Here is a 21661-nt window from a genome sequence, read left to right on the forward strand (position 1 = left end):
GTCCGTCGGGGTGTCCTGCACATCACAACAACACACCGATTGGCGTCAAGATTCCTACGGACAGCAGGAGTTGGCTTTTCCATCGCAGACGCAGGGCCCCGCCGAACCGTTCCGGCGGGGCCCTGGGCGGGACGGGCTATTTGCCCGTGAACTTCTCGTACTCCTTGAGGACCTCTTCGGTCGGCCCGTCCATCCGCAGCTCGCCGCGTTCCAGCCAGAGCACGCGGTCGCAGGTGTCGCGGATCGAGTTGTTGTTGTGACTGACCAGGAAGACCGTGCCCGCGCTCTTGCGCAGCTCGCGGATCCGCTGCTCGGAGCGCTTCTGGAAGGAGCGGTCGCCGGTGGCCAGGGCCTCGTCGATCATCAGCACGTCGTGGTCCTTGGCGGCCGCGATGGAGAAGCGCAGCCGCGCCGCCATGCCCGAGGAGTACGTCCGCATCGGCAGCGTGATGAAGTCGCCCTTCTCGTTGATGCCCGAGAAGTCGACGATCTCCTGGTAGCGCTCCTTGATCTGCTCGCGGGACATGCCCATCGCGAGCCCGCCCAGGATGACGTTCCGCTCGCCCGTCAGGTCGTTCATCAGGGCCGCGTTCACGCCGAGCAGGGAGGGCTGGCCGTCCGTGTAGACCCTGCCCTTCTCGGCGGGCAGCAGTCCGGCGATGGCCCGGAGAAGGGTGGACTTGCCGGAGCCGTTGGAGCCGATCAGACCGACGGCCTCACCGCGGTAGGCGGTGAAGGAGACGCCCCGGACGGCGTGCACCTTGCGCACGCCCCGTTCCTCGCCCCGCTTGAGGATGCGGCTGAGCGCGGAGGTGGCGCTGCCCTTGCCGGTCTTGGCGCCGTTCACGCGGTAGACGATGTGCAGCTCGTCCGCGATGACGGTGGGGATGTGGGACGCCTGGTCAGCCACGGCCGTACCTCTCTTCCGCCTTCCAGAAGTACACGAATCCGCCTCCGGCCAGGAGCACGGCCCAGAAGACCGCGATCGCCCACACGTGCGGCGGCAGGTGCGAGGCACCGTAGCCGTCGATGAGCGCGTAGCGCATCAGGTCCATGTAGATCGCGGCCGGGTTCACCTGGAGCGCGCGGATGACCCACTCCGGGCGGCCGGCGAGCAGGTTGCTGATGGAGAACATCACACCCGAGCTGTACATCCAGGTGCGCAGTATGAACGGCATCAGCTGGGCGAGGTCCGGGGTCTTCGCGCCCAGCCTGGCCACGATGAGCGAGAGGCCGGTGTTGAAGAGGAACTGCAGCGCCAGCACCGGCACGATCAGCAGCCAGGACAGACCCGGGTAGCTGCCGAACGCGATCACCACGACGAACAGCACGAGCATCGAGAACAGCAGCTGCTGAAGCTGCTGGAGCGCGAAGGAGATGGGCAGCGAGGCACGCGGGAAGTGCAGCGCGCGCACCAGCCCGAGGTTGCCCGAGATCGCCCGGACCCCGGCCATGATCGAGTTCTGCGTGAAGGTGAAGACGAAGACGCCGGTCACCAGGAACGGGATGTACGTGTCGTGCGACATGCCCCGGCTGGCCTTCAGGATCAGACCGAAGATGAAGTAGTACACGGCGGCGTTCAGCAGGGGCGTCGCCACCTGCCACAACTGGCCGAGTTTGGCCTGGCTGTACTGGGCGGTGAGTTTCGCCTGCGAGAAGGCCAGGATGAAGTGCCGCCGCCCCCACAGCTGACGCACGTACTCGACGAGGCCGGGCCGGGCACCGCTGACCGCGAGCCCGTACTTTCCGGCCAGCTCGGCGGCGGAGAGCCCGTCATCGGGCGACGGTCGGTCACTCACCGCGACCGCTCCGTCCTGCGTTGTGTCACTCACAAGGGGAAACTTTCGTCTTCGGATGCGCACGGCCGGGTGGGGCAGGGCCATGGGCACGGGACCGGGGCCGGGGCCACGTGCTCACAGGAACGAGCTTGTCAGATGACGGGAGGCCGGCCCAGTCTGGTCAGGCGCCACACCGTACGCCACTTCATGGGACGCCTCCGGCCGCACGAGCTGGTCCAGCCCTCCTTGAAACCGCCGAACCATGCCTTCAGCGCGGGTCCGGAGGGGCGGCGGGCCAGCGTCAGGAGCATCCATACGCCCAGGTAGACGGGCACGAGCGGGGCGGGAAGGTTCCGGCGGGCGAGCCAGACTCGGTTGCGGGCCACCATGCGGTGGTAGACCGCGTGCCGCGAGGGCGCCGTCGTCGGGTGGTACAGCACCATGTCGGACCGGTAGTCGATCATCCAGCCCGCGTCGAGGGCCCGCCATGCCAGGTCGGTCTCCTCATGGGCGTAGAAGAACTCGTCCGGAAGTCCTCCGACCTGGCCGAAGACCTTCGTACGGACCGCGTTGGCGCCGCCGAGGAAGGTGGTGACGCGGGAGGAGCGCATCGGGTCCGAGGCGCGCAGTCGCGGCACGTGGCGGCGCTGGGTCTCGCCGGTCCCCGGGTCGGCGATACGGAAGCTGATGATGCCGAGCGCCGGGTCGGCGGCGAAGGCGCGGCGGCACAGCTCGGCGGTGTCGTGGGTGGCGAGGAGCCCGTCGTCGTCGAGGAAGAGCAGGACGTCGACGTCGGCGCCGCCGGGCCCGAAAGCCTCGATGCCGACGTTGCGGCCGCCGGGTATGCCCAGGTTCTCGGGCAGCTCGACGGTGCGTACGCCCTCCGGGACGTCCGGGACGGGCGAGCCGTTGCCGACCACGACCACCTCGACCCGCTCACCGTCCTGCTTGGCCACGGAGTCCAGCAGGGCCCGGAGCTCGTCGGGGCGGTTGCCCATGGTGATGACGACCGCGCCGACCCTCATCCCGGCACTCACTTCAGCCTGCTGGAGGCGAGGATGGACACGAGGTGCAGCACGGTCTGCAGGAGCGCGATGCCCGCGAGGACGGCGGTGCCGAGCCGGGTGAAGAACAGGTCCCCCCTGACCTGGTCGGCGATCGCCAGGACCAGGATCAGCAGGGTCGCCTCGATGCCGAGGATCAGCCGGTGGAACTTGAGCGCGCCGGCGGCCCGGCGCGCGAAGGCCATGCCGGACGAGCGGGGCTCGGACGCGGCCTCCTTGACCGGCGGCAGTCCGCCCTGGTGGCGGGCCACGCCGACGAGGTCGGTCTCGGCCTTGACCAGGATCGCGCCGAGAGCCGCCAGCGTGCCGAGGAAGGCCCACAGCCAGTCGACGCGCCCGCCGCCCCACAGGTCGGCGGCGCGCAGCCCGAGGCCGACGAGGACGGCCGCGTCGGTCAGGTAGGCGCCGACGCGGTCCAGGTAGACCCCGCCGAGCGAGTACTGCTTCTTCCAACGCGCGATCTCGCCGTCGACGCAGTCCAGGAGCAGGTACAGCTGGACCGCGACCACGCCGAGCACCGCGCCCGCGATCCCCGGCACCAGCAGGGCCGGGGCCGCGAGCACGCCGCAGACGGTCATCAGGTACGTGAGCTGGTTGGGCGTGATCCTGGTGTTCACCAGGTACCGGTCGCAGCGCAGCGAGATCTCTCGCATGTACAGGCGTCCCGCCCAGTGCTCACCGCTGCGCCGGTCCTTCACCCCTGCGGGATGAACGACGGGGCGGAGTTCAGCTACTGATGGCCTTGGCATAGTCGGAGTAGATGTCCTTGATCTGGTGGGTTTTCAGGTCGAGGTGTTCGAGGATCGTGTAGCGGCCTGGCCGGGTCTGCGGGGCGAACTCCACGACCTGGACGAACTCGTCCACCGTGAAGCCGATCTCCTCGGGCAGCACCGGCAGCCCGTGGCGGTGCAGCACCTCGGCCATGTACACCGACTCCTCGTGCGCCCCCCGCAGGTACATCGCGAAGGCCGCCCCCATGCCGCACTGCTCGCCGTGGCTCGCGGCGCGCTTGGGGAAGAGGAGGTCGAAGGCGTGGTTGATCTCGTGGCAGGCGCCCGACGAGGGGCGGGAGTCGCCCGAGACCGACATGGCGATCCCGCTGAGGACCAGGGCTTCGGCGAGCACCTGGAGGAAGCCGTTGTCGCCGATGCCGCCGGGGTGGCGCAGCACGGCCTCGCCGGCCTGCCGTGCCATCGCGGCGGCCAGGCCGTCGATCTTCTCGCCGTTGACGCGGTGGGCCAGCTCCCAGTCCGCGATCGCGGAGATGTTGGAGACTGCGTCGCCGATGCCGGCCCGGACGAAGCGCACGGGGGCCTCGCGGATCACGTCGAGGTCGATGACCACCGCGATCGGGTTCGGCACGCCGTAGGACCCGCGGCCCGCGTCGTTGTCGAGCGTCGCGACCGGGGAGCACAGGCCGTCGTGGGCGAGGTTCGTCGGCACGGCGACCAGGGGCAGGCCGACCCGCGCGGCGGCGAACTTCGCACAGTCGATGATCTTGCCGCCGCCCAGACCCACGACCGCGTCGTAGTGGCCCGCTCTCATGTCGCCGGCCAGCCGGATCGCGTCGTCCAGGGTGCCGCCGCCGACCTCGTACCAGGTGGCGCCGGGCAGGGCCGGGGCGAGCCGCTCGCGCAGCCCGGCTCCCGATCCGCCGCTGACCGCGACGGCGAGTTTGCCCGAGTGGGAGATCCGCTCGTCGGACAGGACGCTCGCCAGGTCGTCCAGGGCACCCGGGCGGATGTCGACGACGACCGGCGAGGGGATGAGCCTCGTCAGTACTGGCACGCGATCTCACGTCCCTTGGCGAGGTCGTCGTGGTTGTCGATCTCGACCCACTTGACGTCGCCGATCGGTGCCACGTCGATCCGGAAGCCGCGGTTGACGAGCTCCTGGTAGCCGTGCTCGTAGAACTGCTGCGGGTCCGTCTCCCACACCGTCTTCAGCGCGTCCGCGAGGTCGGCCGCGGCCTCGCCCTCGATGAGGGTGACGCCGATGTACTCGCCGGACGCCTCCGAGGGCTCCATGAGCTTGGTGATCTTGCGGACGCCCTTGTCGGGGTCCACGACGACCTTCATCTCCTCGTCGGCGAGCTTCTTGACCGTGTCGAGGGCGAGGATGATCCGCTTGCCGTCGCCGCGGGCGGCGAGCAGCGTCCGCTCGACGGAGACCGGGTGCACGGTGTCGCCGTTGGCGAGGATCACACCGTCCGTGAGGGCGTCACGGCCGCACCACAGGGAGTAGGCGTTGTTCCACTCCTCGGCCTTGTCGTTGTCGATGAGGGTGATCCTGAGGCCGTACTTCTCCTCCAGGGCCGCCTTGCGGTCGTAGACGGCTTCCTTGCGGTAGCCGACGATGATGCCGACCTCGGTCAGACCGATCTCGGCGAAGTTGCCGAGGGTCAGGTCCAGGACCGTGATGCTGTCCTCTATGCCCGCGGGACCAACCGGCACGAGAGCCTTGGGGAGGCTGTCGGTGTAGGGGCGCAGACGCCGTCCGGCGCCGGCCGCCAGCACGAGGCCGATCATGCGGGTTCTCCTTCATCGTGTACGGCGGGCGCCCCGGAGGACGCCCAGAAGCGGATGCTCTCGAAGAGCACCAGCACGGCCACGGCCACGGCGAGCGCCGTGAGCGCGACCTCGAACTGTGCGGCGGTGAGCACCGCGGCCAGGACGGTGACCAGCAGCGTCCTGCCTTCGTGGCCCCCGGTCGCCCGCACCAGCCAGCGCGGCGGCGCGCCCGCGTTGCCGCGGATGCGGTACACCGTGTCGTAGTGATGGTAGGCGACCGCGGCCACCAGGCCGAAAGCCGCGGGAAGCACTCCGTTCATGTCGGCTTTGGCCGCGAGTACCAGAACGGTGAGGTACTCGGCGGCACGGAAGACCGGCGGGACCAGCCAGTCGAGGGCGCCCTTGAGGGGGCGGACGACGGCTGTGGCGGACATGAGCGTGTGGACGACGGCGAACACGACGGTCTGCCAGCCGGAGCCCCACAGCACGGCCGAGGCGACCACGAGGAAGCCGCCGACGAGGGCGCTGACGGGCGCCGTGTGCCGGACGGTGCCGCGCGCGAGGCGGACCAGCAGCTCGACGAGCGGTCCGCTGTCCGCGAGGTCGGCCAGCGCCTGTGCCGCCCGGTCCGTGCGCCGGGCCTTGCGGGTCAGCGAGCGCAGTACCCGGCCCGCCGTGGTGTACGTCGCCGCGAAGGCGCAGCCGGCGAGCAGCGCGTAGAAGGTGATCCGGGGTGTGGTCAGCGCCGTGAGAACGGCGATCATCGCCCATCGTTCGCCGATGGGCAGGACTATCATCCGGCGCACCCAGACCGTCCAGCCGACGCTGTCGAGCTTGCCGGAGAGGGCCGCGGTGGGGCTGGTGTTGGCGGTGGCGTCGTGGTTCGCCTCGTTGAAGGAGAAGTCGACGACGTGCCGGCAGGTCTGCAGGATCATCGCGCCCAGGGCGAGCGCCCACACGTCGTCGCCGCCACGGGCCGCGCCGAGGGCGAGGCCGGCGTAGTAGGCGTACTCCTTGGCACGGTCGAAGGTCGCGTCCAGCCAGGCGCCGAGCGTCGAGTACTGCAGGGAGTAGCGGGCCAGCTGCCCGTCGGTGCAGTCCAGGACGAAGGAGAACAGCAGCAGCAGGCCGGCCGCGACGAACCCGGCGCGGGTGCCGGTGGCGGCGCAGCCCGCGGCGATCAGCGCGGTCAGCAACGAGGCGGTGGTGACCTGGTTCGGGGTCAGGCCGCGGCGGGCGCACCAGCGGGCGAGGTAGCGGGAGTACGGGCTGATGCAGTACGTGGTGAAGAAGCCGTCGCGGGCCTTCACGGCGCTGCGCAGCCGGATGGCCTCGTCGTCCACGGCGGAGACGGCCTGCCGGATCTCGTTGCGCTCCTGCGGGTCGGTGGGGACGGCGGCCACCAGCGAGCCCAGTTCGGGGCGGTACACGGCGACGCCGTCCGCGTCGAGGGCCGCGGTGAGGCGCCCCGCGAGGTTGTCGGTCGCGACGGCCACGCCGCCGGACGCGGAGCTCTCGCGGGCCATGGCGCGGGTCAGCGCCCGGCGGGCCTCGGGCTGCACGGACACGGCGCCGTGCACCGCGGAGGCCGGGAACCGGGGGTCCGTGAGGCCGAGGCGCAGGGCGTGCGGGTGTCCGACGAAGCGGGCGTCGACGACGGCGACCCGCTCACCCGCCGGTACGGCGGCCAGCAGGGTCTCGGCGTCACCGGCTTCGGCGGCGGACCGCACGTCGAACCCGAGCGACCGCAGATCGCCCTCGAGCGACGATCCGGGGACCGGCTGGCCGGTGAGGATGGCGGTCGACAGCGAACTCACTCCCTGGGTGCCGGGCGGCCTCGCGCCGGCATGTGCGTGGTGGGACGGCCCGGGTCCGGGCCCTTTCCTGGTCCTCCCGCTCGTCCGCCCCGGGGGGCGGGCGGGAGGGCGCGGACAGTGCCTGCGGCCGCCGGGCGGCATGTCGGCAGAGGCTATCGGATGATGGGAAGCGGGTGTTCACCACCCGTTCACGGTCCGATCAACCTGGTCTGCGTGACCGTCTCCGCCGCGATCATCATCGGTGATCCGGGGTCCGCGCGACAAACCGCGGCCCCAGACCGGACCATTGGCGGCATTGCGTACGAGAACCGGCGCACCGGTGCGGAACACGGCAGAACGGGCGCGGTACCGGGCCCGGCATAGGGTGGTCGTCCATGACATGGCTGATCACCGGCGGGGCCGGATACATCGGGGCACACGTGGCGCGGGCGATGGCGGAGGCCGGGGAGCGCGTCGTCGCTCTCGACGACCTCTCGTCCGGGGTGGCCCGGCGTCTCCCGGAGGGCATCCCGCTGGTACAGGGATCGTCCCTGGACGGGGACCTGCTCAAGCGGGTTCTGTCGGAGCACGCGGTGACGGGTGTGGTGCATCTCGCGGCGCGCAAGCAGGTCGGTGAGTCCGTCGAGCAGCCCACGCGCTACTACCAGGAGAACGTCGGCGGTCTCGCGACGCTGCTGGAGGCGGTGGCCGGGGCGGGCGTGCGCAGGTTCCTCTTCTCCTCGTCCGCGGCCGTCTACGGCAATCCGGACGTGGACCTCATCACGGAGGACACGCCCTGTGCGCCGATGAGCCCGTACGGCGAGACGAAACTCGCCGGGGAGTGGCTGGTGCGGGCGGCGGGCCGGGCGCACGGTATCGCGACGGTGTGCCTGCGCTACTTCAACGTGGCGGGCGCGGTCACGCCGGAGCTGGCCGACACCGGGGTGTTCAACGTGATCCCGATGGTCTTCGACCGGCTCACCCGCGGCGAGGCCCCGCGGATCTTCGGCGGCGACTATCCGACACCGGACGGCACCTGTGTCCGGGACTACATCCACGTCGCCGACCTCGCCGAGGCGCATCTCGCGGCGGCCCGCAGGCTGACGGGTGACGCCACGGGCGATCTCACCGTGAACATCGGCCGGGGCGAGGGCGTCTCGGTGCGTGAGCTGCTCACGCTGGTCGCGGAGGTCAGCGGTGACGCCCGGGAGCCGGTCGTCGAGCCGCGCCGTCCCGGTGACGCCCCGCGCGCGGTCGCCTCGGCCGAGCTGGCCGCCCGGGAGCTTGACTGGCGCGCGCGGCGCGGGGTGCGCGACATGGTCGCCTCGGCGTGGGACGGATGGCGTCTTCATCACCCCCCGACACAGGATTAACGATCTTCACCTGCTCTGACCTGCGTTCCGTTCACGCAGGTCAGAGCGGATGGCAACGGTGTTCTGCGCGGCCTTGGCCCGATACTCCACCCGCGCGTACCGCGGGCGACTGCGGGTGGCGCTGAACGTGCTCCTGGAGGCGGCGCCCCGGCATGTCGACATGGCGGAGGTGCGCGCCCGCATCGTGGCGCTGCCCGGTGTCGAGGACGTCCACGACCTGCACGCCTGGACCATCACGTCCGGCCTGCCGGTCCTCTCCGCCCATGTGGTCGTCGCCACGGACGTGCTGGACGCCGGCCGGCACGAGAAAGTGCCCCTCGAGCTCCGGGGCTGCCTGGGCCACCACTTCGACCTGGAGCACCACACCTTCCAGCTGGAGCCGAGCGGACGCGCGCGGCACGAGGCGAGGCTCTGTCACTGAGCGGGCGCGCGGGCCGGGGCCCGGTCCGTCTCCGGCCGGCCGGAGAGCCGGGCAGGCGGACGGGCGGGCAGGCGGGTTGGCGGGCAGGCGGACGGGTGGGCAGGCGGGCAGGCGGGCAGGCGGGCAGGCGGGCTGGCGGGCAGGCGGACGGGCGGGCAGGCGGGCAGGCGGGCCGGGAAACAGGGCTGCGGGGCCGTGCGGGCCGGTGCTGGCTCGGCCGCGGTTCGAGGAGGAGGTGGGTCGATGGCCGTCACGTTCGACGCCGCCGTGCGCGGTGACAGGTGTGTCCCCGTCCTCCGGGTCCACGGCTGACCGACGCCGTACGGCGTGCGCGGCGGCCCGGACCCCGCATCCGGAGGCTGCTCATGCCGTCCGACCACGACGCCTCCCGCGAGGCATTCTTCGCCCTGCACCACGGACTGCCCCGGCAGGGCCCCGGCTCCGACGCCACCACCCGGCACATGCTCTCGCTCGCCGGTCCGCTGCCGCGGCGCCCGCGCGTGCTCGACCTGGGCTGCGGGCCCGGCCGGTCCGCGCTGCTGCTCGCCGCCGAGGCCGGGGCGCGGGTGACCGCCGTCGACCCGCACGAACCGTTCCTCGACGAACTGCGGACGGCCGCCGCGACCCGCTCCCTCTCCGCGTCCGTCAACGCCGTGCGCGCGGACATGGGTGAACTCCCCTGCCCGGACGGCTCGTTCGATCTCCTCTGGGCCGAGGGCCCGGCCTACCTGATCGGCTTCGACACCGCCCTGCGCGACTGGCGGCGGCTGCTCGCCCCCGGTGGCACCCTGGTGCTCACGCACTGCTCCTGGACGGTGGGGATGCCGTCCGGCCGGGCCCGTGCCTTCTGGGCGGGCCTGCTGCGCACGACCGCTCAGGACATCCGGGCCGCACGCGACGCCGGGTACCGGGTGCTGGGCACGGTGCTCCTGCCGGACTCCGACTGGGACGAGTACTACGGGCCGCTCGCCGCCCACGCGGACGCGGCCGACCTGGACCGGCCAGGCATGGCCGAGGCCGTCGCGGACACCCGGGCGGAGATCGAGCTGCGCCGCGCGCACGGAGGGGAGTACGGCTACGTCGGCCATGCCCTGCGTCCGGTGGCCGACGGCGCCTGACCCCGGACCGGCGCCGACGGCACCCGGCCGCCTCGACACCCGACGCGGCCCGTACGGCGACGAAGCGGCCTCCGTCGGCGTACGGCCCGTCCGGCCGCGGACCGCGTCGGTGTCCGCTCCCGTCACCGCACGGCCCAACCGCCGCGAGGCGCCGCACCCGCTCCGGGCCACGGCGTCCGGCCCTGCTCCGAGGTCCTCGACGGGGACCGGACGGGGGGTGCGAGGCGAACATCTGTCGGCCCCTGTCCTGGACGATTCCTCGTCCGCGGCACCGGGCACGATCAGGTGTCCGGCCACATCCGGCACCTGACGCCGACCGGCCGCGTGTCCCGTCCCGGGAGTCCGCGGCGGGACATGCGGGGAGCCGCGAAGTGCCGGGAGTGCCGGTTTCGTACGGCAGACTTGGGACTCGAAGACCGATGCGAAGGATGGGTATGCCGATCACACCTGCCACCGCGACGCACAGTTCGTCGAACGGCACCGTTGAAGCGATCTTGCTCGAGCTGGTCGACGAGGACGGCAATACGATCGGCACGGCGGAGAAGCTCGCCGCCCATCAGCCACCCGGGCAACTGCACCGGGCCTTCTCCGTCTTCCTCTTCGACGAGCGCGGACGGCTGCTGCTCCAGCAGCGCGCCCTGGGCAAGTACCACTCCCCCGGTGTCTGGTCCAACACCTGCTGCGGCCACCCCTACCCCGGCGAGGCCCCCTTCGCGGCGGCCGCCCGGCGGACGTACGAGGAGCTCGGGGTCTCCCCCTCGCTGCTCGCGGAGGCGGGCACGGTCCGCTACAACCACCCGGACCCGGAGTCGGGCCTGGTGGAGCAGGAGTACAACCACCTCTTCGTCGGAATGGTGCAGGCGTCGCTGCGTCCCGACGCGGAGGAGGTCGGCGACACGGTCTTCGTGACCGCCGCCGAGCTCGCCGAGCGGCACGAGAAGGATCCCTTCTCGTCCTGGTTCATGACCGTCCTCGACGCGGCCCGCCCGGCGGTCAGGGAGCTGACGGGCCCGTCCGCCGGCTGGTGACGGACCCATGGGGACGCTTCCGTGCTTCCCGGCCGGATCCACGCTTCCCGGCAGGATCTAGACGACGCTCGGCGTGAGCGGCAGGGCGGCCCAGATCACCTTGCCGCCGCTCGCCGTGTGCTCGACGTCGCACACCCCGCCCGACTCCCTGGTGACCTCCCTCACCAGGAGCAGCCCGCGCCCGCCTGTCTGGCCGTGGTCCGCCTCCAGGGCCGTCGGGCGGTAGGGGTGGTTGTCCTCCACGGAGACACGCACCCACTCGGCACCGACGGCCACCTCGACGGCGAGCGTCGGGGACAGCAGCGCCGCGTGCCGGACGGCGTTCGTGACCAGTTCGGAGACGATCAGCAGGAGCCCCTGGACGAGGTCGTCCGACGCGGGCACCCGTTGCCGCGCGAGCAGGTCACGAACGGCGTGTCGGGCCTGCGGCACCGAAGCGTCGGCGGCGGGAGCGGTGAACCGCCACACCCCCTCGTACGGCAGCGGACCCGGCGGTCTTTGATCGGGAGGCACGTCCCCGCCGCCTTCGGGACGGGAGTCGAACCCCCGCCCGTGGTTCTCCATCGTCCGGTCGCCACCCTTGCGCTCGATTGTCACCACACGTCGAGTGTGGGAACGCGCTGGTGCGGACCCGATGACTGAACAGAAGTCAGCGACTATCGACGTTATCCGACCGTCGCCGTATGACATGGTCGACCGGACGACCACTCTCGCCTTCTTTGTGTCCACTTCGAGAACTATTCGGGTTGTACGGGTTTGCCGCCGAGGCCGCGCGGCCCATCCGGCGTCCGCCGGAGCGGGCCGCCTCGGACGCGCCCGGCCTCGCTGATCGCGCGTTCGAGGGTGCGGATAGCATCCGGCGTATGGAGCCGCAGCTGCTGCACAGCGTGGGCGACGGCATCGCCACCGTCGTCATCCACCATCCGGCCAAGCGCAACGCCATGACGGCCGGGATGTGGCGGGCGCTGCCGCCCCTGCTCGACGGGCTGGCCGCCGACCCGGCCGTCCGCGCGGTGGTGCTCACCGGGGAGGGCGACACCTTCTGCGCGGGGGCCGACATCTCGACCCTGCGCGGCTCCTCGGACGAGGCCCAGGGCCTGGCCGTACGGGCCGAGGACGCGCTCGCCGCCTTCCCCAAGCCGACGCTCGCGGCCGTCCGCGGATACTGCGTCGGCGGCGGTTCGCAGCTCGCGGCGGCCTGCGATCTGCGGTTCGCGCAGGCCGGCGCCCTGTTCGGGGTGACCCCGGCGAAGCTGGGAATCGTCTACCCCGCCTCCGCCACCCGGCGTCTGGTGTCACTCGTGGGACCGGCGACCGCCAAGTACTTGCTGTTCTCGGGCGAGTTGATCGACGCGGAGCACGCGCTGCGCACGGGCCTGGTCGACGAGGTACTGGCGGGGGACGAACTCGACAAGCGGGTCGCGCAGTTCACCCGGGTCCTCGCGGCGCGGTCGCTGCTGACGCAGGCGTCCGCCAAGGAGTTCGCGAACGGGCGGACCGACCGGGACGCCCACTGGGCGGAGCAGGCACGCGGCAGCGGAGACACCGCGGAGGGCGTCGCCGCCTTCCTGGAGCGCCGCCCGCCACGGTTCACCTGGACCACACCGGGTTTTGGCCCTATCGGAGGATGAACCGGCTCCTCCCCCGGAGCTCCTCCACCAGGTGCGCGGGCGCCTTCCGCGGGGACCCCGCGTCGTAGGGCGGCTGCGGGTCGTACTCCGTCAGCAGCTGCACGGCCTGGGCGTGTTCGTCGCCCGCGATCCGGCCGAGCAGGTGCAGCCCCATGTCGATGCCGGACGAGACACCTGCCGCCGTCACGTACTTCCCGTCGAAGACCACCCGCTCCCCCGTCGGTTCGACGCCGAACTCCTGGAGGGCGTCGAGGGCCAGCCAGTGCGAGGTGGCCCGGCGGCCGTCGAGGAGCCCGGCCGCGGCCAGGAGCAGCGAGCCGGTGCACACGGAGGTGGTCCAGGTGCTCGTGGTGTCGGCGGCGCGCAGCCAGTCCAGGAGGACCCGGTTCTCCATCTGCGGGGTCTGCCCCGGGCCGCCGGGGACCACGACGATGTCCGGGTGCGGTACCTGGTCCAGGGTGCGGTCGGCGGTGAGCGCCAGATTGCCGGTCTCGTTGCGGACCGGGCCCGTGCGCTCGGCGACGAAGACGGTCTCGGCGCCGGGCAGCCGGCCGAGGGTCTCGTAGGGGCCCACCGCGTCCAGGGCGGTGAAGCGGTCGTAGAGGACGATGGCGATCTGCATGCGGGTCCTTTCCCGTTCAGTGCGTGGGTGCGGGGCGGAAACGGCGCCGGTATTCGGCCGGGGCGGCGCCGAGCGCCCGGAGGAAGGCGCGACGCATGGCCTCCGGCGTGCCGTAGCCGCAGGCGCGGGATATCTCCGCGACGCCGTCGGCGGTGTCCTCGAGCAGACGCCGGGCGTGTTCGAGACGGACCCGGTCGACGTACCGGCCGGGTGTCACGCCCGTCTCGGACTGGAAGGCGCGCGCGAAGTGCCGCGGCGAGAGCCGGGCGCGGGCGGCGAGCGACTCGACGCAGAGGTCCTCGCCGGGGTGTTCGGTGATCCACTGCTGGACCTCGCGCAGGGGTTCGCGCCGGGCCGTCTGCGCGGCGAGCTGTGCGCTGAACTGGGCCTGATTGCCCGGACGCCGCAGGAAGACGACCAGGTGACGGGCGACCGTGAGGGCGGTCTCGCGGCCGAGGTCCTCCTCGACGAGCGCGAGGGCGAGGTCGATTCCGGAGGTGACGCCCGCGGAGGTGGACACCCGGCCGTCGCGTACGTAGATGGGGTCGGGGTCGACCTGGACGGCCGGGTGGTCGCGGGCGAGCCTGTCGCAGTACGCCCAATGGGTGGTCGCGCGGCGGCCGTCGAGCAGGCCCGCCCGCGCGAGCAGGAGGGCGCCGGTGCAGACGGAGACCAGACGGTCGGCGCCGGGGCCGTGCGCCCGCAGCCACTCGGTGAGCCGGGGGTCCGGCTGCCGGGTGCCCTGCCCGCCCGGGACGAGCAGGGTGTGCGGGGCGCGCGCCTCGGCGAGGGTGCCGTCGGGGACGAGGGTCAGACCGCTGGAGGTGCGGACCGGTGCGCCGTCCAGGGAGGCGGTGCGGACGCGGTACGAGCCGGCCCGGGAGATCTCGGCGCCCGCGAAGACCTCCGCGGGACCCGTGACGTCGAGGCTCTGCACCGCGTCGAAGAGGACGAACAGGACGGTTCGCATGTCCTCGATTCTTGGCGGGACCGACGAGGGCCGCAAGGACGAGTACCCCACCTTTCCTGCCACGGCCGTGCATGTCTCCACGCCCACCCGTTCCCCGCGTACTGACCAGTCGGTAACCTGCGGGCATGACGACTTCTCTGCCCGAGCGCGCCGGACGGCGCTGCCACAACGTCCTCAATCCGCTGCACTCGACCCACTACTTCTCCCCCGACCTGGACCGCGAGCTCACCGCGGTCGGAATCGACGACAGCCGGGGCGCCTACTTCGCGGTGCGGGCCGCGGCCATGGGACCGGTCGGGCCGGGCACGGTGACGGCGACGTTCTACAACTTCCACCACGAACTGGTGGCCCGGCACGTGCCCGGGGTGTGGGAGAAGGCCTCGCCCGAGACCGTCCTCGCGGCACGCGCGCGCGGCGTCGACGCGACGCTGCGGCGGCTGCTCGGCGAGGACGTCCTCGCCTCCGAGGAGATGGCCGAGGCCGCCGAGCTGGCCCTGCGGGCGGCCGAGGCCTGCACCAGGACGGCGCGCCCGCTCTACGCCGCGCACGCGGACCTGCCCGTGCCCGACGCGCCGCACCTCGCGCTCTGGCACGGCGCCACGCTGCTGCGCGAACACCGGGGCGACGGCCACCTCGCGGTGCTGCTCGCGGCGGAACTCGACCCGGTCGAGGCGCTGGTGAGCCACACCGCGACCGGCAAGGGCATGGCTCCGAAGTGGGCGCTGGGCACCCGCGGCTGGTCGCGCGCCGACTGGGAGGCGGCGGTGGAGCGTCTGCGCGGACGCGGACTGCTGGACGCGGAGGGCGAGTTGACGCAGGCCGGCACCGCGCTGCGCCAGGAGATCGAGATCCGGACGGATCAGCTGGACCGAGCCCCGTACGAGCATCTGGGCGCCGCGGGCGTGGAGCGACTCACCGAACTGGCGAAGGGACTGCTGATGACGGCGCTCGCGGCCGGCGCGTTCCCCGAGGGCATGACCGGCAAGGGCTGACACCGCCGAACGGCGCCCTGATCCCCCGTTGTCGGTGTCACCTGCCACAATTGCCGCGCAACCTCTGTGGAGAAGGCGGTACGGGATCGTGACGACACCCCTCGTAGGGTCCATCGAAGGCAGGATCGCCGAGGAGCTCGGCGTACGGGAACGGCAGGTCAAGTCCGCCGTCGACTTGCTCGACGGCGGTTCGACGGTGCCCTTCATCGCCCGCTACCGCAAGGAAGCGACCGAGATGCTCGACGATGCGCAGCTGCGCACCCTCGAGGAGCGGCTGCGCTATCTGCGGGAGCTGGAGGACCGGCGCACGGCGATCCTCGAATCGGTGCGCGAGCAGGGCAAGCTCACCGAGGAGGTCGAGGCCCAGATCCGGGGCGCCGAGACCAAGGCGCGCCTGGAGGACATCTATCTGCCGTTCAAGCCGAAGCGGCGCACGAAGGCGCAGATCGCGCGCGAGGCCGGTCTCCAGCCGCTGGCCGAGGGCCTGCTCGGCGACCCGACGGTCGACCCGGTGGCCGCGGCGACGGCCTTCGTCGACGCCGACAAGGGCGTCGCCGACCCGCAGGCGGCCCTGGACGGCGCCCGCTCGATCCTCACCGAGCGTTTCTCGGAGGACGCCGACCTGATCGGCGAGCTGCGGGAGCGCATGTGGGTGCGTGGACGCCTGTCGGCCAAGGTGCGGGACGGCAAGGAGGAGGCGGGCGCCAAGTTCGCCGACTACTTCGACTTCGCCGAGCCCTTCAAGGAACTGCCCTCGCACCGCGTCCTCGCCATGCTGAGGGGCGAGAAGGAGGAGGTCCTCGACCTCGTCCTGGAGCCCGAGGAGCCCGCCGAGTCCCCGACTGCGCCTTCTTCGTACGAGGGGATCGTCGCCCAGCGCTTCGGGATCGCCGACCGCGGCCGTCCCGGCGACAAGTGGCTGAAGGACACGGTCCGCTGGGCCTGGCGGACCCGCCTGCTCGTGCACCTCGGCATCGACCTGCGGCTGCGACTGCGCACCGCCGCCGAGGACGAGGCGGTCGACGTCTTCGCGGCGAACCTGCGGGACCTGCTGCTGGCCGCTCCGGCCGGCACGCGCTCGACGCTGGGTCTGGACCCCGGATTCCGCACGGGCGTGAAGGTCGCCGTCGTCGACGCGACCGGCAAGGTCGTCGCCACGGACGTCATCTACCCGCATGTCCCGGCGAACAAGTGGGACGAGGCCGTCGCCAGACTCGCCCGCCTCGCCAAGGAGCACACGGTCGACTTGATCGCGATCGGCAACGGCACGGCGTCCCGCGAGACGGACAAGCTCGCCGGTGAGCTCATCACCAAGCACCCCGAGCTGCGGCTCACCAAGGTGATGGTCTCCGAGGCGGGGGCGTCGGTGTACTCGGCGTCCGCGTTCGCCTCGCAGGAACTGCCCGACATGGACGTGTCGCTGCGCGGTGCCGTCTCCATCGCGCGCCGGCTCCAGGACCCGCTGGCCGAGCTGGTGAAGATCGACCCGAAGTCCATCGGCGTCGGGCAGTACCAGCACGACCTGTCCGAGGTGAAGCTCTCCCGCTCCCTGGACGCGGTCGTGGAGGACTGCGTGAACGGCGTGGGCGTGGACGTGAACACGGCCTCCGCCCCGCTGCTCTCCCGGGTCTCCGGCATCACCTCGGGACTCGCCGAGAACATCGTGGCCCACCGCGACGCCAACGGCCCCTTCCGCTCCCGTACGTCCCTCAAGAACGTGGCCCGGCTCGGCCCGAAGGCGTACGAGCAGTGTGCGGGCTTCCTGCGGATCCGGGGCGGGGACGACCCGCTGGACGCGTCCAGCGTGCACCCCGAGGCGTATCCCGTGGTGCGGCGCATGGTGAAGACGGCGGGCAGCGAGGTCGCGGCCCTGATCGGCAACACCGGCGCGCTGCGCTCGCTCAGGCCGGCCGACTTCGTGGACGAGACGTTCGGTCTGCCGACCGTCTCGGACATCCTGAAGGAGCTGGAGAAGCCGGGGCGCGACCCGCGGCCCGCGTTCAAGACGGCCACCTTCAAGGAGGGCGTCGAGAAGATCTCCGACCTGGCGTCCGGGATGGTGCTCGAAGGGGTCGTCACGAACGTGGCCGCCTTCGGCGCCTTCGTGGACATCGGCGTCCACCAGGACGGTCTGGTGCACGTCTCGGCGATGTCCAGGACGTTCGTCAAGGACCCGCGGGATGTCGTGAAGTCCGGTGACATCGTCAAGGTCAAGGTGCTCGACATCGACATCCCGCGCAAGCGGATCTCGCTGACGCTGCGCCTGGACGACGAGGCGACCGCGTCGGACCAGCAGGGTGAGGGCGGGCGTCCGCAGCGGGGCGGACGGCCTCCGCAGCAGCGCCAGCAGCAGCGCCAGCCGCGGGGCGGCGCGGGCGGAGGCGGCGGCGCGCGGCAGGCCGCTCCGGCGCCGGCCAACAGCGCGATGGCGGACGCGCTGCGGCGCGCGGGACTGGTGGACCCGAAGAAGGGCCGTCGTTGACCTGCGGATGAGCAGTCGCCGGCCGGGCCGTTCCCCGCGCCCCGAAAGGGGCGCGGCACCGGGCCCGCGCTCCTGGAGTGACCGTATGGCCGGCTCGCGTGTCCTTACCTGGGAAGTCACGGAGAGCAAGGGGTTCGAGACCTCTTGGATCATGTCCGGCGCCCGCTCTCCGCGGGCGCGCGGGCGTGCCGTCACAACGGTTCCCGAGCCGTACCGGATCTCCTACGAGCTCGACACCGTCGACGGGTTCGTGCCCCGGCGGCTGTGTGTGAGCGCCGACACAGCCTCGGGCACCCGCACGCTCGACCTGCGGCACGACGGTGAGGGACGGCGGACGGCGGACGGCGGACGGCGGACGGGGAGTGGCGGACGGCGGACGGGGAGTGGCTGCCCGATCTCGGCGGCGCCCTCGACCGCGACCTGGGGCCGTGCCCGCTGACGAACACCATGCCGGTGCTGCGCCACCGGCTCCATCTCGCCCCGGGCGAGCCGGAGTTCCTGATGGCCCGGGTGTCCGTGCCGGACCTCGCCGTGCGGACGTCGCGGCAGACGTACGCCCATCTGGGCAGCGACGGGGAGAGCGGCCTGGTCCGCTTCTCCTCGGGGGACTACCGCGGTGACCTGGAGTTCGACGCGGACGGATTCGTCGCCGACCGCCCCAGGACGGCGCGGCGCCTGGCGTTGGCCGGGTGAGTGTCCCGCCCGGACGGACCCGTCAGTGCTCCGTCACCTTGCCCGCGGCCACTTCCAGACGGCGTGTGGTGCGCACGGCGTCGAGCATGCGGCGGTCGTGGGTCACCAGCAGCAGCGTGCCCTCGTACGTGTCGAGGGCCGACTCCAACTGCTCGATCGCGGGGAGGTCGAGGTGGTTGGTCGGCTCGTCGAGGACCAGGAGGTTGACGCCGCGCCCCTGCAGCAGGGCCAGGGCCGATCGGGTGCGCTCGCCCGGCGAGAGGCTGGTGGCCGGGCGCAGCACGTGCTCCGCCTTCAGCCCGAACTTGGCGAGCAGGGTGCGGACTTCGGCCGGTTCCGTGTCGGGGACGGCGGCGCAGAACGCGTCGAGCAGGGACTCCGAGCCGTGGAAGAGCTTACGGGCCTGGTCGACCTCGCCGACGACGACACCGGAGCCGAGGGTGGCGTGCCCGGCGTCCAGCGGGACGCGGCCGAGCAGCGCGCCCAGCAGGGTCGACTTGCCCGCGCCGTTGGCGCCCGTGACGGCCACCCGGTCCGCCCAGTCGATCTGGAGCGTGGCGGGCCCGAAGGTGAAGTCGCCGCGCCGCACCTCGGCGTCCCGCAGCGTGGCGACCACCGCTCCGGAGCGCGGCGCGGCCGCGATCTCCATGCGCAGTTCCCACTCCTTGCGCGGCTCGTCGACGACGTCGAGCCGTTCGATCATGCGCTGGGTCTGCCGGGCCTTCGCGGCCTGCTTCTCACTGGCCTCGCTGCGGAACTTGCGGCCGATCTTGTCGTTGTCGTTGTTCGCCTTGCGCCGGGCGTTCTTCACTCCCTTGTCCATCCAGGAGCGCTGCATCTGGGCCCGCCCTTCGAGGGCGGACCGCTTGTCCGCGTACTCGTCGTAGTCCTCGCGGGCGTGCCGGCGGGCCGTGTCGCGCTCCTCCAGGTACGCCTCGTAGCCACCGCCGTAGAGCGTGATCTGCTGCTGCGCGAGGTCGAGTTCGAGCACCTTGGTGACCGTGCGGGTGAGGAACTCGCGGTCGTGGCTGACGACGACGGTGCCCGCGCGCAAGCCGGAGACGAACCGCTCGAGCCGCTCCAGACCGTCCAGGTCGAGGTCGTTGGTGGGCTCGTCGAGCAGGAAGACGTCGTAGCGGGACAGCAGCAGCGAGGCAAGTCCCGCGCGGGCGGCCTGCCCGCCGGACAGGGCCGTCATCGGCTGGTCCAGGTCGACCGCGAGGCCGAGGGAGTCGGTGACCTCCTCCGCCCGCTCGTCGAGGTCGGCGCCGCCGAGGCCGAGCCAGCGCTCCAGGCTCTCCGCGTAGGCGTCGTCCGCGCCCGGCACTCCGTCGACGAGCCCCTGCGTCGCCTCGTCCATCACCCGCTGGGCCTCGGCCACGCCGGTGCGCCGCGCGAGGAAGGCCCGTACGGTCTCGCCGTCCCGGCGCTCCGGCTCCTGCGGCAGGTGCCCGACCACCGCGGAGGGCGGGGACAGCCGCAGCTCCCCCTCCTCGGGCGTGAGCAGCCCGGCGAGCAGCCGCAGCAGCGTGGACTTTCCCGCGCCGTTGGCACCGACGAGCCCGATCACGTCGCCGGGCGCGACGACGAGGTCGAGCCCGGTGAAGAGCGAGCGGTCGCCGTGTCCGGCGGCGAGGTTCTTGGCGACGAGAGTGGCAGTCATCAGGAGGCCGATCCTAACGGCCCGGCCCGCCCGCCGTGGACCCCGCGTTCCGTGCGCCACCGGCCGCCCGCACGCGTGCGTCCGCCGCCCTCAGCCCCGCGCGTCCACCCCTCGGCGCCGCGCACGGATTGTCGTCACCCACACACAAGGAGTGACGCGAGCACGACATGACCTGTTCCGCTACCGTCCCCGCGTGGAGAACACGCGAAGCGACGACGTGATCGTGGTCGGCAGCGGTGTCATCGGACTGACGACGGCCGTCGTCCTGGCCGAGCGCGGCCGGCGGGTGCGGGTGTGGACGAGGGAGCCCGCCGAGCGGTCCACCTCGGCGGTCGCCGGAGCGCTGTGGTGGCCGTACCGCATCGAACCCGAGGCCCTCGCCGGCGAATGGGCGCTCCAATCACTCTCCGTGTACGAGAAGTCGGCGGAACGGCCGGGGGCGACCGGCGTACGCATGGTCGACGGCGTACTGGCGGGGTCGCGACTGGACACGCAGGGGGCGTGGGCCGCCCGGGTGCCGGGGCTGCGGGCGGCCACGCCCGAGGAGTACGCGGGGACCGGGTTGCGCGCACGGCTGCCGCTGATCGACATGCCGGTGCATCTGCGGTGGCTGCGCGAGAGGCTCACGGCGGCCGGCGGGACCGTCGAGACACGCACGGTGACCGATCTCGCCCGGGTGCCGGCGCCGGTCGTGGTCAACTGCGCGGGGCTGGGTGCGCGCTCACTGGTCCCGGATCCGGCCGTACGGCCCGTGCGCGGACAGCTCGTGATCACGGAGAACCCCGGCGTCGGCTCCTGGATCGTCGCGACCGACAAGATCGCCGGGACGAGCACGTACGTCTTCCCGCATCCCGGCCGGCTGGTGCTCGGCGGCACCACCGACGAGGACGACTGGTCGCTCACGCCCGATCCGGCGACGGCCGCGCGGATCGTCGAGCGGTGTGCCGCCCTGCGGCCCGAGATCGCGGGGGCGCGTGTCCTCGGTCATCTGGTGGGACTGCGGCCGGTACGCACACCGGTGCGGCTGGAGCGTGAGGTGCACGCCGACGGGCGGGTCGTGGTGCACCACTACGGCCATGGCGGTGCGGGGGTCACGGTGGCCTGGGGATGCGCGCGGGAAGCGGCCGCGCTCGCCCTGGGCGAGGACCCGGCCGCGACGCGCTGACCCCCGGCCATGGGCGAGGACCCCGGCGCGACACGCCGACCAGTGGCCGCGGACGGACGGTCCATGACCGCGGGTCAGCGCGGGAAACAGCCACGCTCGCCGCGGGCGAGGACCCGGCCGCGACGCGCTGACCCCCGGCCATGGGCGAGGACCCCGGCGCGACACGCCGACCAGTGGCCGCGGACGGACGGTCCATGACCGCGGGTCAGCGCGGGAAACAGCCACGCTCGCCCTGGGCGAGGACCCACCCGCGACGCGCCGACCCCCGGCCATGGGCGAGGACCCCGGCGCGACACGCCGACCAGTGGCCGCGGACGGACGGTCCATGACCGCGGGTCAGCGCGGGAAACAGCCA

19 protein-coding genes and 2 pseudogenes are annotated in these 21661 nt (G+C 72.3%); 10 read left to right on the forward strand and 11 right to left on the reverse strand.

Going from position 1 to position 21661, the window contains the following annotated elements:
* Window positions 1-136 precede the first annotated feature (136 nt).
* From ACFVTC_RS11865 to ACFVTC_RS11895, 7 genes are all read right to left on the reverse strand, one after another.
* Entirely contained in the window at window positions 137-910 is a 774-nt protein-coding gene (locus ACFVTC_RS11865; protein WP_390126433.1) for an ABC transporter ATP-binding protein, read from the reverse strand.
* Window positions 903-1832 (reverse strand): ABC transporter permease, encoded by a 930-nt coding sequence (locus tag ACFVTC_RS11870; protein ID WP_390126434.1) that lies wholly within the window; start codon window positions 1830-1832, stop codon window positions 903-905. Before ACFVTC_RS11870 ends, ACFVTC_RS11865 begins: the two co-directional genes overlap by 8 nt.
* Before the next feature lie 98 nt (window positions 1833-1930).
* Window positions 1931-2803: a glycosyltransferase family 2 protein gene (locus tag ACFVTC_RS11875; RefSeq protein WP_390126435.1), complete on the reverse strand. Its 873-nt coding sequence runs from the start codon at window positions 2801-2803 to the stop codon at window positions 1931-1933.
* Between the two features lie 8 nt (window positions 2804-2811).
* Window positions 2812-3591, reverse strand: a complete 780-nt coding sequence (locus ACFVTC_RS11880; RefSeq protein ID WP_390126436.1) for a CDP-alcohol phosphatidyltransferase family protein — start codon at window positions 3589-3591, stop codon at window positions 2812-2814.
* Complete coding sequence (locus ACFVTC_RS11885) at window positions 3569-4630, reverse strand: iron-containing alcohol dehydrogenase family protein (RefSeq protein ID WP_390126437.1); 1062 nt, start codon at window positions 4628-4630, stop codon at window positions 3569-3571. Before ACFVTC_RS11885 ends, ACFVTC_RS11880 begins: the two co-directional genes overlap by 23 nt.
* Window positions 4618-5370, reverse strand: coding sequence for a sugar phosphate nucleotidyltransferase (locus ACFVTC_RS11890; protein ID WP_390126438.1), 753 nt, complete (start codon window positions 5368-5370; stop codon window positions 4618-4620). The genes ACFVTC_RS11885 and ACFVTC_RS11890 overlap by 13 nt, the downstream gene beginning before the upstream one ends.
* On the reverse strand, window positions 5367-7160 hold the full coding sequence (locus ACFVTC_RS11895) for a DUF5941 domain-containing protein (protein WP_390126514.1): 1794 nt from the start codon (window positions 7158-7160) through the stop codon (window positions 5367-5369). Before ACFVTC_RS11895 ends, ACFVTC_RS11890 begins: the two co-directional genes overlap by 4 nt.
* Window positions 7161-7543: 383 nt before the next feature.
* On the opposite strand from ACFVTC_RS11895, the gene galE reads away from it, so the two are divergent.
* The 4 genes and pseudogenes from galE (at window position 7544) to idi (ending at window position 11088) form a co-directional block, all read left to right on the forward strand.
* The gene (galE, locus tag ACFVTC_RS11900; RefSeq protein ID WP_390126439.1) at window positions 7544-8521 is read left to right on the forward strand and encodes a UDP-glucose 4-epimerase GalE; all 978 of its coding nucleotides are present in this window, start codon (window positions 7544-7546) and stop codon (window positions 8519-8521) included.
* Window positions 8522-8630: 109 nt separating this feature from the next.
* Window positions 8631-8942: pseudogene (locus tag ACFVTC_RS11905) on the forward strand (cation transporter); the annotation flags it as partial.
* Window positions 8943-9307: 365 nt separating this feature from the next.
* Window positions 9308-10042, forward strand: a pseudogene (locus ACFVTC_RS11910) (class I SAM-dependent methyltransferase); the annotation flags it as partial.
* A gap of 452 nt (window positions 10043-10494) precedes the next feature.
* Window positions 10495-11088 (forward strand): isopentenyl-diphosphate Delta-isomerase, encoded by a 594-nt coding sequence (idi, locus tag ACFVTC_RS11915; protein ID WP_329291836.1) that lies wholly within the window; start codon window positions 10495-10497, stop codon window positions 11086-11088.
* Window positions 11089-11145: 57 nt separating this feature from the next.
* On the opposite strand, the gene ACFVTC_RS11920 is transcribed toward idi, so the two are convergent.
* Window positions 11146-11652 carry an ATP-binding protein gene (locus tag ACFVTC_RS11920; protein ID WP_168534261.1) on the reverse strand — a complete coding sequence of 169 codons (507 nt, stop codon included), beginning with the start codon at window positions 11650-11652 and terminating at the stop codon, window positions 11146-11148.
* Window positions 11653-11951: 299 nt separating this feature from the next.
* On the opposite strand from ACFVTC_RS11920, the gene ACFVTC_RS11925 reads away from it, so the two are divergent.
* Window positions 11952-12719 carry an enoyl-CoA hydratase/isomerase family protein gene (locus ACFVTC_RS11925; RefSeq protein ID WP_390126440.1) on the forward strand — a complete coding sequence of 256 codons (768 nt, stop codon included), beginning with the start codon at window positions 11952-11954 and terminating at the stop codon, window positions 12717-12719.
* On the opposite strand, the gene ACFVTC_RS11930 is transcribed toward ACFVTC_RS11925, so the two are convergent.
* A complete protein-coding gene (locus ACFVTC_RS11930; RefSeq protein WP_390126441.1) occupies window positions 12706-13341 on the reverse strand; it encodes a DJ-1/PfpI family protein in 636 nt (211 codons plus the stop codon). The genes ACFVTC_RS11925 and ACFVTC_RS11930 overlap by 14 nt on opposite strands.
* Before the next feature lie 16 nt (window positions 13342-13357).
* Window positions 13358-14311: a GlxA family transcriptional regulator gene (locus ACFVTC_RS11935; protein ID WP_390126442.1), complete on the reverse strand. Its 954-nt coding sequence runs from the start codon at window positions 14309-14311 to the stop codon at window positions 13358-13360.
* A gap of 125 nt (window positions 14312-14436) precedes the next feature.
* On the opposite strand from ACFVTC_RS11935, the gene ACFVTC_RS11940 reads away from it, so the two are divergent.
* The 4 genes from ACFVTC_RS11940 (at window position 14437) to ACFVTC_RS11955 (ending at window position 18478) form a co-directional block, all read left to right on the forward strand.
* Window positions 14437-15303, forward strand: a complete 867-nt coding sequence (locus tag ACFVTC_RS11940; protein WP_390126443.1) for a hypothetical protein — start codon at window positions 14437-14439, stop codon at window positions 15301-15303.
* 88 nt (window positions 15304-15391) lie between these two features.
* Complete coding sequence (locus tag ACFVTC_RS11945; protein WP_390126444.1) at window positions 15392-17785, forward strand: Tex family protein; 2394 nt, start codon at window positions 15392-15394, stop codon at window positions 17783-17785.
* Window positions 17786-17870: 85 nt separating this feature from the next.
* Entirely contained in the window at window positions 17871-18224 is a 354-nt protein-coding gene (locus tag ACFVTC_RS11950; RefSeq protein WP_390126445.1) for a putative glycolipid-binding domain-containing protein, read from the forward strand.
* Entirely contained in the window at window positions 18173-18478 is a 306-nt protein-coding gene (locus ACFVTC_RS11955; RefSeq protein WP_390126515.1) for a putative glycolipid-binding domain-containing protein, read from the forward strand. The genes ACFVTC_RS11950 and ACFVTC_RS11955 overlap by 52 nt, the downstream gene beginning before the upstream one ends.
* A 22-nt stretch (window positions 18479-18500) precedes the next feature.
* Here the strand turns inward: ACFVTC_RS11955 and ACFVTC_RS11960 are convergent, their stop codons facing one another.
* On the reverse strand, window positions 18501-20141 hold the full coding sequence (locus tag ACFVTC_RS11960; RefSeq protein ID WP_390126446.1) for an ABC-F family ATP-binding cassette domain-containing protein: 1641 nt from the start codon (window positions 20139-20141) through the stop codon (window positions 18501-18503).
* A gap of 193 nt (window positions 20142-20334) precedes the next feature.
* Between ACFVTC_RS11960 and ACFVTC_RS11965 the strand changes: the two genes are divergently transcribed.
* Window positions 20335-21306: an FAD-dependent oxidoreductase gene (locus ACFVTC_RS11965; RefSeq protein ID WP_390126447.1), complete on the forward strand. Its 972-nt coding sequence runs from the start codon at window positions 20335-20337 to the stop codon at window positions 21304-21306.
* Window positions 21307-21661: the final 355 nt, after the last annotated feature.

The organism is Streptomyces sp. NPDC057950 (genome assembly GCF_042887295.1).
GTDB classification, from domain to species: domain Bacteria; phylum Actinomycetota; class Actinomycetes; order Streptomycetales; family Streptomycetaceae; genus Streptomyces; species Streptomyces kaempferi.

Bases quoted from the DNA above. Each gene is read 5' to 3' on its own strand.
- ACFVTC_RS11890 (WP_390126438.1), bottom strand. From the start codon at position 5,370: ATGATCGGCCTCGTGCTGGCGGCCGGCGCCGGACGGCGTCTGCGCCCC.
- ACFVTC_RS11950 (WP_390126445.1), top strand. From the start codon at position 17,871: ATGGCCGGCTCGCGTGTCCTTACCTGGGAAGTCACGGAGAGCAAGGGG.
- ACFVTC_RS11960 (WP_390126446.1), bottom strand. From the start codon at position 20,141: ATGACTGCCACTCTCGTCGCCAAGAACCTCGCCGCCGGACACGGCGAC.
- ACFVTC_RS11920 (WP_168534261.1), bottom strand. From the start codon at position 11,652: ATGGAGAACCACGGGCGGGGGTTCGACTCCCGTCCCGAAGGCGGCGGG.
- idi (WP_329291836.1), top strand. From the start codon at position 10,495: ATGCCGATCACACCTGCCACCGCGACGCACAGTTCGTCGAACGGCACC.
- ACFVTC_RS11925 (WP_390126440.1), top strand. From the start codon at position 11,952: ATGGAGCCGCAGCTGCTGCACAGCGTGGGCGACGGCATCGCCACCGTC.
- ACFVTC_RS11880 (WP_390126436.1), bottom strand. From the start codon at position 3,591: ATGCCAAGGCCATCAGTAGCTGAACTCCGCCCCGTCGTTCATCCCGCA.
- galE (WP_390126439.1), top strand. From the start codon at position 7,544: ATGACATGGCTGATCACCGGCGGGGCCGGATACATCGGGGCACACGTG.
- ACFVTC_RS11935 (WP_390126442.1), bottom strand. From the start codon at position 14,311: ATGCGAACCGTCCTGTTCGTCCTCTTCGACGCGGTGCAGAGCCTCGAC.
- ACFVTC_RS11930 (WP_390126441.1), bottom strand. From the start codon at position 13,341: ATGCAGATCGCCATCGTCCTCTACGACCGCTTCACCGCCCTGGACGCG.
- ACFVTC_RS11875 (WP_390126435.1), bottom strand. From the start codon at position 2,803: ATGAGGGTCGGCGCGGTCGTCATCACCATGGGCAACCGCCCCGACGAG.
- ACFVTC_RS11940 (WP_390126443.1), top strand. From the start codon at position 14,437: ATGACGACTTCTCTGCCCGAGCGCGCCGGACGGCGCTGCCACAACGTC.